Here is a 14,460-nt window from a genome sequence, read left to right as displayed (position 1 = left end):
ACAACACCTCGCATGCGATCATCATCCGCCACCGGCGTCCGGGGCTCCGGGCCCCGGTGGCCGGGCATGCGAGAAGGCCGCGACCAGAGTGGTCGCGGCCTTCTGCTCGATGCTCAGCGTCCGCTGTTGTTGCTGCTGTTGCTGCGGTATTCGTCGGCCGGCTGGCCGTCGCGGCTGAAGTCCCAGCCGCCCGCGGCCTCGCGGCCCGGCCTGCCGCCCATGGCGAAGCCGCCGATCTCCTGCCCGCGTCGCCAGCCACGGAAATAGCCGGTGGTGTGCGCGGCGATCGACGCGGCGTCGCGGACGATGCGCAGCGGGCGTTCCTCGCGGAGCGGGGAACCGGGGACCAGGTTGGCCTGCGGCACCCGTTTCGGGAGGCCGGCCGAGGTCTCCGCCGCGACGGCGGGGGTGGACGCCTTCTGGGCGGCACGCCAGCCACTGTCGTTCGGGTTGGCCCAGTCGACGTCACCGTCGGTCTCGGTGGTGCCGGTGAACCAGGCCGAACGGGCCGCCGCGAAGATCAGCAGATCGCCGTCGCTGCCGTCGGCGGGCACCGGCGGCGCGCTGCTGCGGTCCAGGGCGGTGATCCTGGGCGGACGGTCGGCGCTCTCCCTGAGACGCATCGGCGGGGTGCCGCCGAGCTGGTCGAGACCGGGAAGGCGGGCGCGGCCGCCGCCGTTGACCGCCTGGTCGACGCGACGGCGTGCGGGCTCTTTCGGCAGCTGCAGCGGGGGCGGTTCCTGCGGCATGTCCTGCCACGGAGGGCGAACCCGGCCACCGGTCGGCGGCGAGCTGACGGAGGCGGCTGCCGACCCCGGCCGTGAGGGCAGATCGCCCCGCGACGGCAGATCGCCCCGTGACGGCGGCTTGGACCGGGACGGCAGGTCGGTCCGGGAGGACGACAGGTCGGACCGGGACGGCAGATCCGTCCGGGAGGACGACAGGTCGGACCGGGACGACATCGGCGAGCGTGACGGCAGGTCCGACCGGGATGGCAGGTCCGACCGGGATGGCAGGTCCGACCGGGACGGCGGCTCGGAGCGCGCCGGCAGGTCGGTGCGGGTGGCTTCTTCCTTGTCGCCGTTCAACAGCGGCCAGTTGGCCCGCGAACCCGGCTCCGGCGTCTCCTGAACGGGCCGCGGGGACGGCATCGGAAGGCTGAAGTCGGTCGCGCCGTTGGCCGCCGGCTGCCGGGTGGTCGCCGGGCGTGGCGGGATGACGGTGCGGCGCTCGGCCCGGGCCCGGTTGAGCTCGGCGTTGGTCAGGGTCGGCCGGAACGGCTCGCCCGCGTCGGCCGGGCTGGACCCCGCCGGCGGCACCGAGGACGGGGCGGCGGGGTTGCGCGACGCCGGAACCGGACGGGACCCGGGAGTGATCGGGGTCATGCCCGGAGGGGGCGGCGGCACCGACACCGGCCGGTTCATCGGGTTGCTGGCGCGACCCGGCAGGCCGTTCGCCGCGGCGGGGGCGATCGGCGGCGCCGTGATCGGGTCGGGGGCGACCGGTGGAGGGCTCATCGGCTGCGGGGTGGCCGGGCCGCTGCCGGTGGTGGCCGGCTCGGGGCGGCCGCGACGACCGAAGCGGGTGCCGCTGTCGCCGCCCAGCGCGGGCTGGGGCGCGACCGGTTCGAGGCCGCGCCGTGCGCTGCGGCGGCCGACGTTCGGGTTGGCGGTGGGCAGGGAGCCCCGGGCCGTGAGCGTGCCGACCAGGGCATGGCAGGCGTCGTCACAGGCGCGGACGGCCGCGATCGCCTGGCGGACCGCCTCGGCGGCGGCCGGCGCGAGCGACTTGTTGACGCCACCCCGGCGCGGTGACTCGCTGATCGCCACGTGCAGGGCGGTGACGGCCCCGACCAGTTCGCTTTCGCTGCCCGCTCCGGCACGGGCCAGCTCGGCGGCGAGTTCCCGGGTCGCGTGCGCCGGGTCACTGGCCCGGCCGGTCAGCCGGCCGGGCTCGGGCACCGCGTCGAGGACCGCGAGGGCCAGGTGGTGTGCCGGGTCCGGGTAGGCCCGGAGCGCGGCGGGGTAGAGCTCACGCAGCACTTCGCGCAGGGCGGAGGCGGCGGCGTTACGTCCGTTCAGCATGGCCACGTGCGCCGCGAGGACCGGCTTGTAGCTGACCAGTTCGCGCGGCGCCGGCAGGGTCACCGCGGCGATCGCGCCGGCCTGCAGCGCCCGGGCCAGGCCGACGGCCCGCCGGGCGGCCACAGGCGCGGAGATCTCCTCGGGGGAGTCGTCGTCGGAGAAGCGTTCGGCGAAGTCGTCGGCGTCGTCGTCGTCGACCACCACCAGGGGCCGCCCGGCTGCGGTGAGCAGTGAGGTGACCACGTGGTCGTCGCTGTCGGCGGCGACCGCCGCGTCGCTGAAGCCCGTCGTCCGTTCCACGAGCAGCGTGCCCAGCTGGGCGTACCCGGCAGGATCGTCGCTGATCTCGTGGACGCCGAGCAGCCGGCCTGCGTCGTCCACCACGGCGATGGTCAGTGGTGCGGCCGAAGCCGTACGCACCGAATCATCAGCCGACGCCAGACCGCAGAACACGCGCACGAGCGCCACGGCGTCGTCCTCCTCCCCGGGGGTGCTTCTCTGTGGCCAAGGATTGATATTCCCTGGTAATCGGTCAGTCACGCCAGTCCACGGCGGCAGAGATCTTGCCGATGACCGACCGCCAGCCGAGACTCGCCTGTTGTGCCCCGATTTTCTTCAATCGGCGACGTCCGAAGAACCCGCTCATGCCGCCCTTCTCCGCGGTTCGGAGGGACTCGTCGAGATCGTCGAGCGGCGAACCAGGCGACAGTGCCAGGATCACCGGCTTGATACGGAGTGCGTAACCCAGGTCGCGGGCCACTTCGCCGGCGTTGATGAGCAGCGGCAGGTCCCACGTGTCGTGACCGCCACGCAGGTTTTCCACCACGAGGTCGAGCTCGTAGCGGTCTTCCGGCAGCGGGTCGACGTCGCTCGACTGTACCCGCTCGACCAGGTCACCCCAGGTGTCCAATTGTGCGAGATCGTGCGGAGCACCCGAACGAAGGAAGGAGACGAGCGATTCGGTGCTCTTGAAAGCAAGCAGTCGGCCCTTGTGGCTGAGGAACATGGGTACTTCCTCGTCACCCGCCTCGGCCTCGGGCTCGTCCTCGAAGTCGGACGGGTCGGGCTCGTCGGCGGTGGCGGCGGCCTTGTCGTCATCGCCGGTCGCACCCTCGGCGATGAGCGCCTGGTACTCCTCGTCGACGATGACCTCTTCCTCCGCCTCGGCACGCCGCTTGCGGGCCTCGAAGGGGTCGTCCTCGTCGATCTCGATCTCGGTGGGCGTGAGCTCGGACGCCTTCCGGTACGCCCGGAGGGTCAGTCCCACCCCGGCCGGAAGGGCGATCTCCACCGGCGAGACGCGGACTTTTTCCCAAAGCTCCCGCCCGGAAGTCCCCTCGGACGAGGGCTTCTCGGCCACCGGCGCGGACGCCTCGGGCTCGTCGGACTGGCTGGTCACGGTGACCTCCGGGTGATCTGGGGGTGGTGGGACGGGTGACTCTGGGCACACACCCTAGTCGGCAACGCTGTGTGACATCCGCCCCGTCCCCGGCACCATCCGAACTGATGGCGTCAGTAGCCCTTCGGGTGCCACACGGTCTTGGTCTCCAGTAGGGCGGTCATCGGCCGCAGGCCGGGGTCGGCGGTGAAGTCGGGTCCGCCGGTCACCGGCCGGATCACCCGTTTCAACGTGCCGGCCGCGGCCCTCTCCAACTCGGCGGCCAGGTCCGGGTGGTCCACCCCGGTGAGGTCGAGGGCGTTGACGTCGTCGTGGCCGGCGAGCCACGGCGCGGTCTCCGCGTAGCGCCCCGTGAGCAGGTTCACCACGCCACCCGGCACGTCCGAGGTGGCCAGCACCTCGGCCAGGGTGACCGCGACCTGCGGGCCGGCGGCGAGGACCACCACTGTGTTGCCGGTCACGATCGCCGGGGCGATGACGCTGACCAGACCGAGCAGGGAGGCCGGCGCGACGACGGCGACGACGCCGGTGGGCTCCGGAGCGGAGATGTTGAAGAACGGCCCGGCCACCGGGTTCGCCCCGCCGGCCACCTGGGCGATCTTGTCGGACCAGCCCGCGTACCAGACCCAGCGGTCGACGACGGCGCTCACCTCGGCGCCGGGCACGCCCAGCGCGGTGAACTCGGCACGGCGGGCCTCGATCATCTCGGCGATCCGGTAGAGCACCTGACCGCGGTTGTACGCGGTGGCGCCGGCCCATTTCGGCTGGGCGGCGCGCGCCGCGAGCACCGCGTCACGGGCGTCCTTGCGCGAGGCGAGGGCCACGTTGTCGCCGTCCACCAGGTAGGTCCGTCCTGACTCGCTCCGGGGGAACTTGCCACCGATGTAGAGCTTGTAGGTCTTGCGCACGGAGAGCCGTCCCGGTTCCGGGGAAACAGTGACGGACTTGACTGACTTAGGCAAGGTACGCCTCCAGGCCGTGCCGGCCACCCTCGCGGCCGTAGCCGGACTCCTTGTAGCCGCCGAACGGCGACGCCGGGTCGAACTTGTTGAACGTGTTGGCCCACACCACGCCGGCCCGGAGCTTGTCGGCGACGGCCAGGATGCGTGAGCCCTTCTCGGTCCAGATGCCGGCCGAGAGGCCGTACGGCGTGTTGTTGGCCTTGGCGACGGCTTCCTCCGGGGTCCGGAAGGTCAGCACCGACAGCACCGGCCCGAAGATCTCCTCCCGGGCGATCCGGTGGGCCTGGGTCACGCCGGTGAAGATCGTCGGCGCGAACCAGAAGCCCCGTTCCGGCAGCGAGCACTCCGGCGACCAGCGCTCCGCGCCCTCCGCCGACCCTATTTCCGACAATTCTGAAATACGGGCCAATTGCGCCGCAGAGTTGATCGCGCCGATGTCGGTGTTCTTGTCCAGCGGGTCACCGACGCGCAGCGTCGCCATTCGCCGTTTCAGCGAATCGAGGAACGAATCGGCGATCGACTCCTGGACCAGTAGCCGGGAACCCGCGCAGCAGACGTGCCCCTGGTTGAAGAAGATGCCGTTCACGATGCCCTCGACGGCCTGGTCGACCGGGGCGTCGTCGAAGACGATGTTGGCCGCCTTGCCGCCCAGTTCCAGGGTGAGGCGCTTGCCGCTGCCGGCCACCGTCCGGGCGATCTCCCGGCCCACCTCGGTGGAGCCGGTGAAGGCCACCTTGTCCACGTCCGGGTGCTGCACGAGATAGGCGCCCGTGTCGCCGGCCCCGGTCACGATGTTGACCACGCCGGGTGGCAGCTCGGCCTGCCGGCACACGTCGGCGAAGAAGAGCGCGGACAGCGGGGTGGTCTCGGCCGGCTTGAGCACCACGGTGTTGCCGGTGGCGAGCGCGGGCGCGACCTTCCACGCCAGCATCAGCAGCGGGAAGTTCCACGGGATGACCTGGCCGGCCACGCCGAGCGGGCGCGGGTCGGGGCCGAAGCCCGCGTACGCCAGTTTGTCGGCCCAGCCCGCGTAGTAGAAGAAGTGCGCCGCGACCAGTGGCAGGTCGACGTCGCGTGCCTCCTTGATCGGCTTGCCGTTGTCGAGCGACTCCAGCACGGCCAGCTCACGGGCGCGTTCCTGGATGATCCGGGCGATCCGGAAGAGGTACTTCGCGCGCTCGGCGCCGGGCAGCTCGGACCACGGGCCGAACGCGCGCCGGGCCGCGGCCACCGCCCGGTCGACGTCTTCCGGGCCGGCCGTGGCGACCTCGGCGAGGACCTCCTCGGTGGCCGGGTTGACCGTCTTGAAGACGTTGCCGTCCTTGCCGCTGTCGAACGCGCCGTCGATGAAGAGGCCGTAGGACCCGGCGAGGTCGACCACGGAGCGGGATTCGGGTGCTGGAGCGTACTCGAACATGAGGCTCAATCCAGGGTGAAGTAGTCCGGACCGGCGTAGTGGCCGGTGGTCAGCTTGGTGCGCTGCATGAGCAGGTCGTTGAGCAGCGAGGAGGCCCCGAGACGGAACCGGTCGGGGTGGAGCCAGTCGTCGCCCACGGTCTCGTTGATCAACACCAGGTACTTGATGGCGTCCTTGGTGGTCTTGATGCCGCCGGCCGGTTTGACCCCGATGATCCGGCCGTGCCGTTCCCGGAAGTCGCGCACCGCCTCCAGCATGACCAGCGTGATCGGCAGGGTGGCGTTGACCGCGACCTTGCCGGTCGAGGTCTTGATGAAGTCGGCGCCGGCCAGCATCGCCAGCCAGGAGGCCCGGCGGATGTTGTCGTAGGTGCCCAGCTCGCCCGTCTCGAGGATGACCTTGAGGTGGGCGCCGCCACACGCGTCCTTGACCGCGGTGATCTCATCGAAGACCCGGGTGTAGTCGCCGGCGAGGAACGCGCCACGGCTGATCACCATGTCGATCTCGCCGGCGCCGGCGGCCACCGCCTCGCGCGTGTCGGCCAGTTTCACCTCGAGCGGCGCCTGGCCGGACGGGAACGCGGTCGCGACGCTGGCCAGATGCACCCCCGACCCGGCGAGCGCGGCGGCGGCGACCGGAACCATCGCGGGGTAGACGCAGATCGCGGCCACCGGCGGGCAACTGGGATCGGCGGGATCGGGGCGTCTGGCCTTGGCGCAGAGCGCCCGCACCTTGCCGGGGGTGTCGGCGCCCTCCAGCGTGGTCAGGTCGATCATGCGGATGGCCAGGTCGATCGCTTTCGCCTTGGAGTCGGCCTTGATCGAGCGGGTGGCGAGCGCCGCCGCCCGCGCCTCGACGCCCACGTGATCGACCCCGGGCAGGCCGTGCAGGAACGAGCGGAGATCGGACAGTCCAGCGGTTGCCGCCACAGTCATGAAAACGATTCTACGCAACCCTGTGACAGTTGATCTTGATTGAACGATAGGTTGTGCCCGTGGACGTCCTTGTCGTAGATCATCCGCTGGCTCAGACCAGGCTCACCGCGATGCGCCGCACCGAGACCGACTCCGGTGTCTTCCGCGCCTCGCTGCACGAACTCACTACCATGGTGGTCTACGAGGCGGCCCGTCTCTTCGCCGTCGAGAAATACCCCATCGAGACGCCGGTCGCGCCCACCGAGGGCACCCGGCTCGCCAACCCGCCCCTGATCGTCCCGGTGCTCCGCGCTGGCCTCGGCATGGCTGACGCCGCACTGGCGCTGCTGCCCGAGTCGTCGATGGGCTTCGTCGGTCTGGCCCGCGACGAGGAGACGCACGAGCCCCGCGCCTACATGGAGTCGCTGCCCGTCGACCTCTCCCATCAGCCGGTGCTGGTCCTCGACCCGATGCTGGCCACCGGCGGCTCGCTGCTGCACTGCTGCAAGCTGCTCGTCGACCGCGGGTGCACCGACGTGATCATCTGCTGCGTGCTGGCCGCTCCCGAGGGCGTCAAGCGCCTGGCCGACGCCGGCCTGCCGCTGCGCCTGGTCACCGCCTCGATCGATGAGGGCCTCAACGAGAAGGCCTACATCGTCCCCGGCCTCGGTGACGCCGGCGACCGCCAGTTCGGCGGCATGCGCCGCTTCTGAAAAACCAGATCGACACCGCTTTCCGGTACGGCCACCGCTCACCCGACCGCACCCGCGCCGTCCCGCGCTTCCCGCGCGACGAAGCGGCCGGTGCCCCGGTGCCCCGGCGCGCCTGTCCCGTCACGCCGAGGCGCGCCGGCCGTCGCCGAGACGGGGAATGGCCGTCCGGTGGCGTGGCGGAGCTACGGCTGACGGGGTCCGGGAGCGGGCAGCAGCCCGCCGGGCGCGCTGCGGCCCGGACCCGGGAGACGGTCGCGCGGGAGCCACGGGACCGCGGTCCATGCGGTCGGGGACCGCGGACCCGTACCAGCGAAGGGTCTAAAGGGTGTGGTAGCTCCACGCCGTGGCCTTGCCGGCGGCGAAGGGCATGACGCCGTGGAAGACGGCCGGCTCGGCGGCGAAGACCAGGGGCAGGAAGTGGCGGTCGGACTCCCACATCGGGAGCCGGCCGGAGAGGATCTCGGCGACCTCGACCCAGTGCAGGCTGCCCTCGTCGTTGGCCGAGTACGGCTCACCGGTCCACCCGGTGATCCGGAAGAGGAAACCGAACCAGTTCTCGCCGTCGCGGCCGAACCCGGGCCAGGAGATCGTGCCCGCCAGTTCGACGCCGGTGCAGTCGAGTCCGGCCTCTTCGTGGATCTCCCGGCGCAGGCCCGCGACCACGTCCTCGCCGGGTTCCAGCTTGCCGCCGAGGCCGTTGTAGTAGCCGTAGTGGATGTCGTCCGGCCGGGCGTCCCGCCGGATCATCAGGACCCGCTGCCGGTCGGGGGAGAAGACGTAACCCAGAGTGGCGATGATCGCTTGCACGCCGAGCACCCTAACCGGCGGTGAGCGCAATGCCTCACCGCCGGTGTCCGCTGATCCGGCCGGTCAGCGGTCGAGGAGCGCGAACAGGGATTCCCACCGGTCGACGATGCTGTCCGGGGTGAAGCGCCGGACCGAGTCGCGGCCCGCCGCGCCGAGCCGGCCCCGCAGTTCCCGATCCTTGATCAGCCGTTCCAGACCGGCCGCGAAACCGGGGACGTTACCGGCGGTGACCACCAGGCCGCCGCTGACCTCGTCGTCGATCAACTCGCGGATGCCGGGGGCGCAGTCGAAGGCGACGGTCGGCAGACCGTAGGCCATCGCCTCCATCACCGCGATCGGGAAGCCTTCCTCCCGGGACGGCAGCGCATAGATCGAGGCGGAACTGAGGGCGCCGTCGATGTCGCTGGTCTTGCCCTGGAAGATCAGCTTGTCGTCGAATCCCAGATCCCGGGCCTGGGTGCGGAGCGCCTGCTCGTCCGGCCCGGCGCCGAAGATCTTCAGCGACCAGTCCGGGTGCTGTGGGCCGACCAGCGCCCACGCCTCGAGCAGCATGTCGAGGCCCTTGTCGTGGGAGAGCCGGCGGAGCGACACCACGGTCTTCTCGTCCAGCGTGGGCATCGTCTTCGGCACGGTCATCAGCGGGTTCGGCATGGCGCCGACGTTCGACATGCCGGGTTTCGCGATGGCCCAGGCGTCCGCGTCGGCGTCGGTGAGCGACAGGTGGATGTCCATCTGGCCGTAGAACTTCAGCACCCGGCGGTAACGGCTGCTGTTGCGGCACGCCTCGAACGACTCGTGGGACATGCCGATGACCTGCATGCCCGTGGTGTCGGCGGCGACCACCCACTCGCCGGCCCAGACCTGAGCCGCGATCACCACGGCGCCCGGCCCGGAGGCGGTGCGCAGGATCTCGTTGAGGCGCTCCACCCCGTGCTCGAAGATCCGCTGCCGTTGGCGGGTCCGCAGGGCCCGCTTCGGGTTGAGGCCGCCCAGCCCCTTCGCCTTGCGGCGCCGTGGCAGGCGGTCGGCGTGCAGCGTGATCGTCTGGTACGGCAGATCCGACCCGAAGTCCCGGTAGTCGCTCGCCGGCTCCACACCGATCAGGCGCACCCGGTGGCCGCGGGCGGTGAACAGCCGTGAGATGTCGTGCACCCACTGGGTCAGGCCGCCCAACTCGTTCACGCTGTTGCAGACGATGAAGATGTCGCGGTGCTCGGCCACGGCGGTCACCGGTCTCCGAAGAAGTGGTCGACGACGGACTTGGCCGCCTGCCCGGTGTCGTACTCACCGAACCGGCCGACGAACTCGCGGCGCTTGTCCGCGTAGGAGGTCGCGTTGCCGTCGAGGTCCGCGATGGCGGCGATCAGTTCCTCCGAGGTACGGGTCAGGGGGCCCGGCGCGGTCGAGCCGAGATCGAAGTAGGAACCCCGGCTGCTGCCCACGTAGTCGTCGTAGTCCGGCACGTGGAAGATCATCGGCCGGTTCAGCAGCGAGTAGTCGAACATCAGGGACGAGTAGTCGGTGATCAGTGCGTCGGCGATCTGCATCAGCGGGGTCACGTCGTGGACGTTCGCCACGTTGCGCACCGCATGGGCGTACGCCGGGGGCAGCGCGAACGAGACCAGGTAGTGCGGCCGGACCAGCAGCATCGTGTCCTCGCCGAAACGGTGCACGAACTCTTCCAGGTCGAACGGCAGCTCCAGCCCCGAGGGCCGGTCCACCTCCTCCGGCCGGAAGGTGGGCGCGTAGAGCACCACCCGCCGCCCCTCGGCGATCCCGAGCCGCTTGCGCAGCTTCCGCAACTGGTCCTCGTTGCCACCGTTGAGCAGAGCGTCGTTACGCGGGTACCCGAACCGCAGCAGCTCGGCGCCCACCCGCATGCCCTTGGTCAGGGTGCGCACGTCGTGTTCCGACCGGACCAGGAAGTAGTCGAACCGGTTGACGGCGCGCTGCCAGCGCTTCTGCTGGCTCTCGGTCCGCGCCTTGATGGCCGCCTCGTCGAAACCCATCCGCTTGAACGCCGAGCCGTGCCACGTCTGGATGTACGTGGTCTCCGGCCGCTTGCGCAGGTCGTGCGGGAAGCCCTGATTGTCGATCCAGTACTCGGCCTGCGCGAGCGCCTGCAGGTAACTCCACGAGTTCCGCTTGACCAGTTTCGCGCCGGACGGGAAGCCGGCCGGGTGGGTCTCGTAGGACCAGATCGGGGTGAACTTGATCCCCCGCCGCCGCATCTCCTCATAGATGGCGCGCGGGCTGTCCGAGAACTGCTTGCCCATGTGGCTCTCGAAGACCACGGTGCCCTTGCGGACGGGCAGCTTGAGGAAGACGTTCTCGTACCAGGAGAGCTGGGTGGAACGGTCGTCGCGGCGCAGGCTCAGCGACGTCTGGAGCTTGGTGGCCCGCCGCCAGGCCCGGCTCCCGAGGTGGGTGTTGCGCACCCCGCTGATCGCCGCGGTGCCCAGTTTCGCGGCGCTGCCGGCGGCGTCCAGGCGCACGGCCACGTTGCCGCTGTCGGTGAGGTAACCCTGGAACAGGTCGGCGGTGAGCCGGCTGAGCTTGGGCCGGACCGGTAGCCGCATCGCGTCGATGACGTCGTCCTCGGCGAAGAGCGCGAGTTCGGCGATGTCGCTGCCGACGGTGACGTGCAGGCGCAGGGAGTAGTTCGGGTCGATCAGCCCGATCGGGCGCAGGAGTTTCGCCGGCTCGAAGGTGGCGCTCCACCCGACCCGCCGCGCGTCGACGGTCAGCTCGGCCTTGGCCTTGAACACCCGCCGCTTGCCGCGCCGCTCCTCGAAGACCAGTTGCGCTTTCGGGGCCGCCTCGGCGCTGATCCGGCCGATCGGGTTGGTGAACGAGCCGGTGAGGGTGGCCCGGTCGCCGTCGATCTGGGCGGTGTCGATCCGGCCGCCGATGCGCATCTTGCTGAGCGGGCTGTCCTGGAAGCCCATGTCGGTGACGTCCAGCACGTCGCGGCCCAGAGGGTCGTCGAGGTGCCGGTCGAGCCAGAAGACGCGGCCGTCCCGGATGACCAGGTCGGTGGTGAGGTGTGGCTGCAGAGGCCGCGGCGTCATGAAGTCGTGCACCGTGGCCACACCGTGGTGGTCACCCTGCCGGGCCAGGTAGGCGGCCATCGCCGGGAGTGGCTTGGCCAGCCGGAACGCCTCCTCCTGGAGGGTCTCCAGATAGGGGCGGGCGGCGTCGACGAGGGCGCGCTGGTTCTCCTCCGGGAGATTGCTCAGCCCGGCCAGGTGGACCCGCAGGTCGTTCTCCAGGAACCGGACGTCCTTGCGCAGCCGCAGGTCACCGGCGTCATGCAGGGCGAGCAAGTCGTCGATCCTGCGGGTGACGACGATCCGGTCGGTGATGTTGCGGATGTCGGCGGCCCGGCGGGTGATCGACTGGTTCGCCGCCTGGCGCTCGACGTTCCACGTGTAGATCCGTTGCGGGATCACCGCGATCTTCTTGGCCGCGAGGTAGGCGTGCGCGGAGAACAGGTTGTCCTCGTAGAGCCGGTCCTCCAGGAAGACCAGGTTCTCCCGGGTCAGGAAGTCGTGCCGGTACAGCTTGTTGGTCGACAGCACGTCGTAGAGCAGCTCGGGCCGGTCGTGCAGCGACTCGTAGACCACCTTCTGCTCGACCAGCTGCGGCATCCACGAGCTCTCCCTGCCGGTGGCGACGTCGTGGCGCACGCACCGGCCGATGACCATGTCGGCCTCGCTCTGCTCGGCCATCGAGACCATGTTGCGGCAGGCGTGCTGGTCCAGGGTGTCGTCACTGTCCAGGAACATGATGAACCGGCCCCGCGCCGCCGCCACACCCGCGTTACGAGGCGCGCCGCAGTGCCCGGAGTTCGCCGGGAGGCGGATGGACCGGATCACGTCGGGGTGCTGCTCGACCAGGCGCTCGACCACGGCCGGCGTCCCGTCGGTGCTGTGGTCGTCGACCACGATCACCTCGTGGGAGCGCAGTGACTGCTGCAGCACCGAGCGGACCGCGGTCTCGATCCGGGCCGCGTCGTTGTAGACGATGACCACAACTGTGACGTCGGGGGGCCTGGGTGGGGACGAGGTCACGGTCGACGTGGTCCTTTCAAAAAACGTGAGGCTCTCGCGTCCGCTGGCGCCCTGGGGGAATGGGGGGACGCGGTGTGATGGGCCGGCAAGACCGGGCCCATGGCGGTCGACATCATAGGCTACAGCCAGGTTCCCGGGTTCCGGCCGACGATCAAGGCGCTGGTGGATGTCCGCCCGATCGTTGTCGCGATTCCATACGTCCGGCGTACGTCACCGGGGTCATCGGTGCCGATTACCAGGTCGGTTAGCCTGTGCCGGATCTGAGGGAGGACGTTGTGAAGGTTCTGATCGCGGGTGGCGCGGGCTTCATCGGCAGCACGATCGCGTCTCGCCTTCTCGACGCCGGTCACCAGCCGGTGATCCTCGACAATCTGGTCACCGGGCGGCGGGAGTTCTGCGAGGGACGACCCTTCTATCCCGGTGACATCGCCGACCCCGCGGTGCTCGACCAGATCTTCGACGACCACCCGGACATCACCGCCGTCGTGCACTGTGCGGCGCTGATCGTGGTGCCGGAGTCGGTGGAGCGGCCGGTCCACTACTACCGGGAGAACGTGGCGAAGACCCTGGAGTTCGTCGACCACCTGATCGGCAAGGGCGTCACCCGGCTGCTGTTCAGCTCGTCCGCCTCGATCTACCAGCCCGGCGACGACTTCACCGTCGACGAGAACTCGGCTCTCAGCGCGCTCAGCCCGTACGCCCGCACCAAGATCATCGTCGAGCAGATGCTCTGCGACATCACCGCCGCCACCGAGCTGCGGGCGCTGTCGTTGCGCTACTTCAACCCGATCGGCGCCGACCCGAAGATGCGGACCGGCCTGCAGCTGCCGTCGCCGAGCCACGCGCTGGGCAAGCTGATCGAGGCGTACCGGGAGAGCCGCCCGTTCCCGGTGACCGGTCTGGACTACCCGACCCGGGACGGCTCCGGCATCCGTGACTACGTGCACGTCTGGGACCTGGCCGGCGCCCACCTGCGGGCGCTGGAGGAGTTCGGCGCGCTGCCGTTCCGCAGCGGCTCGCTGGCGATCAATCTGGGCACCGGCACCGGCACCACGGTGCTGGAGTTCGTCGAGGCGTTCAACCAGGTGGCCGACCGCCCGGTGGAGATCGAACGGGCCGCGCGCCGCCCCGGTGACTCGGCCGGCGCGTACACCCGCAGCACCCGGGCGGCCGAGCTGCTGGGCTGGCGCGCCGAACACACCGTCGCCGACGGCATCCGTGACTCGCTGGAGTGGTTCGCCCAGCGCGGAAGGGTCCTGCCGGATCTCGGCCGATAGTCGTTGAACCCGGAGCATGGGGCGAGTGACCCGGATCGCACGAACGGCCGGGATCTGACCGACCTGGGGATCGGAGCGGATGCCCCGGGCCACTATCGTTGCGATACATGACCCCCATCCCGCTCGCCGAGGAACTTCTCCTCCTCGCGTATGACGACCAGACCGGAAAGGCCACGGGTTCCCGTATCGGCCTCGACCTGGGCATGGCCGCCGCGGTGCTGATCGACCTCGCGCTGGCCAACCGGATCGCCTACGCCGCCGACGGCCACCTCGTGGTCGTCGACGCCACCCCGCTGGGCGACCCCGTCGCCGATGCCGTGCTGGGGAAGGTGGCGACCGAGGAACCGCACACGCCCGCCCAGTGGCTCCAGCGTCTCCGGCACCGGCTGCGCACGCGCGTGCTGGAGGACCTGTGTTCCCGGGGTGTCGTGCAGGACGTGGACGAGACCCAGCTGGGCGTCATCCACGTGCACCGCTACCCGACCACGGACCACGCCTACGAGGCCGAGATCCGCGGCCGGCTGGCGGCGGCGCTGATCGGCAACACGCTTCCCGACGAGCGGACGGCCGCGCTGGCCACCCTGCTGGTCGCGGCGCGCATGGAGCCGGCCCTGAAGCTGCCGGCCGAGGAGTCCGAGCGGGCGCACGAGCGGCTGGCGGAGATCGCCAGCAACGCCGGCTTCGTCGGCGACGTCACCCTGGAGGACTCCATCGTGCGGCCCAGCGTCGCGCTGGTGGTGGCCACCCTGGGCAAGGCGATCCAGGCGGCCCTGGGCACTCCCAAGCCGATCTGATCCCGATGGGAGAGCAGCGT

At 70.6% G+C, this 14,460-nt stretch carries 11 protein-coding genes; 3 read left to right on the top strand and 8 right to left on the bottom strand.

Translation table 11 applies throughout. The features are described from left to right. Positions 1-113 precede the first annotated feature (113 nt). The 5 genes from QLQ12_RS14290 to deoC form a co-directional block, all read right to left on the bottom strand. The gene (locus QLQ12_RS14290) at positions 114-2,552 is read right to left on the bottom strand and encodes a transposase (protein WP_282760128.1); all 2,439 of its coding nucleotides are present in this window, start codon (positions 2,550-2,552) and stop codon (positions 114-116) included. A 64-nt stretch (positions 2,553-2,616) separates the two neighbouring features. Further along, positions 2,617-3,483 (bottom strand): DNA primase, encoded by an 867-nt coding sequence (locus QLQ12_RS14285; protein ID WP_407651479.1) that lies wholly within the window; start codon positions 3,481-3,483, stop codon positions 2,617-2,619. 113 nt (positions 3,484-3,596) lie between these two features. Then, a complete protein-coding gene (locus QLQ12_RS14280) occupies positions 3,597-4,445 on the bottom strand; it encodes an aldehyde dehydrogenase family protein (RefSeq protein WP_282760126.1) in 849 nt (282 codons plus the stop codon). Then, positions 4,438-5,862: an aldehyde dehydrogenase family protein gene (locus QLQ12_RS14275; RefSeq protein WP_282760124.1), complete on the bottom strand. Its 1,425-nt coding sequence runs from the start codon at positions 5,860-5,862 to the stop codon at positions 4,438-4,440. The genes QLQ12_RS14280 and QLQ12_RS14275 overlap by 8 nt, the downstream gene beginning before the upstream one ends. A 5-nt stretch (positions 5,863-5,867) precedes the next feature. After that, entirely contained in the window at positions 5,868-6,797 is a 930-nt protein-coding gene (gene deoC, locus QLQ12_RS14270; RefSeq protein WP_282760122.1) for a deoxyribose-phosphate aldolase, read from the bottom strand. 59 nt (positions 6,798-6,856) lie between these two features. Here deoC and upp point away from each other — a divergent pair, with 59 nt between their 5' ends. Then, entirely contained in the window at positions 6,857-7,489 is a 633-nt protein-coding gene (upp, locus tag QLQ12_RS14265) for a uracil phosphoribosyltransferase (RefSeq protein ID WP_282760121.1), read from the top strand. Positions 7,490-7,807: 318 nt separating this feature from the next. Here upp and QLQ12_RS14260 read toward each other — a convergent pair whose 3' ends face one another. From QLQ12_RS14260 to QLQ12_RS14250, 3 genes are all read right to left on the bottom strand, one after another. Beyond that, positions 7,808-8,296, bottom strand: coding sequence for an NUDIX hydrolase (locus QLQ12_RS14260; RefSeq protein ID WP_282760119.1), 489 nt, complete (start codon positions 8,294-8,296; stop codon positions 7,808-7,810). A 63-nt stretch (positions 8,297-8,359) separates the two neighbouring features. Next, positions 8,360-9,526, bottom strand: a complete 1,167-nt coding sequence (locus QLQ12_RS14255; RefSeq protein ID WP_282760117.1) for a glycosyltransferase — start codon at positions 9,524-9,526, stop codon at positions 8,360-8,362. Then, on the bottom strand, positions 9,523-12,369 hold the full coding sequence (locus tag QLQ12_RS14250) for a bifunctional glycosyltransferase/CDP-glycerol:glycerophosphate glycerophosphotransferase (RefSeq protein WP_282760116.1): 2,847 nt from the start codon (positions 12,367-12,369) through the stop codon (positions 9,523-9,525). Before QLQ12_RS14250 ends, QLQ12_RS14255 begins: the two co-directional genes overlap by 4 nt. A 275-nt stretch (positions 12,370-12,644) precedes the next feature. On the opposite strand from QLQ12_RS14250, the gene galE reads away from it, so the two are divergent. Then, positions 12,645-13,646 (top strand): UDP-glucose 4-epimerase GalE, encoded by a 1,002-nt coding sequence (gene galE / locus QLQ12_RS14245; protein ID WP_282760115.1) that lies wholly within the window; start codon positions 12,645-12,647, stop codon positions 13,644-13,646. Positions 13,647-13,753: 107 nt separating this feature from the next. Further along, complete coding sequence (locus QLQ12_RS14240; RefSeq protein ID WP_282760113.1) at positions 13,754-14,440, top strand: GOLPH3/VPS74 family protein; 687 nt, start codon at positions 13,754-13,756, stop codon at positions 14,438-14,440. The last annotated feature ends 20 nt before the right edge of the window (positions 14,441-14,460 follow it).

Origin of the sequence: Actinoplanes sandaracinus (assembly GCF_030009775.1) — a bacterium.
Classification (GTDB): Bacteria; Actinomycetota; Actinomycetes; order Mycobacteriales; family Micromonosporaceae; genus Actinoplanes; species Actinoplanes sandaracinus.
Note: the sequence above shows the minus strand (reverse complement) of the source record. Positions and strands in the feature narration are given on the sequence as shown.

What these genes read in the sequence shown, in the direction of transcription:
- deoC (WP_282760122.1), bottom strand. Translation starts at nt 6,797, where the DNA reads ATGACTGTGGCGGCAACCGCTGGACTGTCCGATCTCCGCTCGTTCCTG.
- QLQ12_RS14275 (WP_282760124.1), bottom strand. Translation starts at nt 5,862, where the DNA reads ATGTTCGAGTACGCTCCAGCACCCGAATCCCGCTCCGTGGTCGACCTC.
- QLQ12_RS14240 (WP_282760113.1), top strand. Translation starts at nt 13,754, where the DNA reads ATGACCCCCATCCCGCTCGCCGAGGAACTTCTCCTCCTCGCGTATGAC.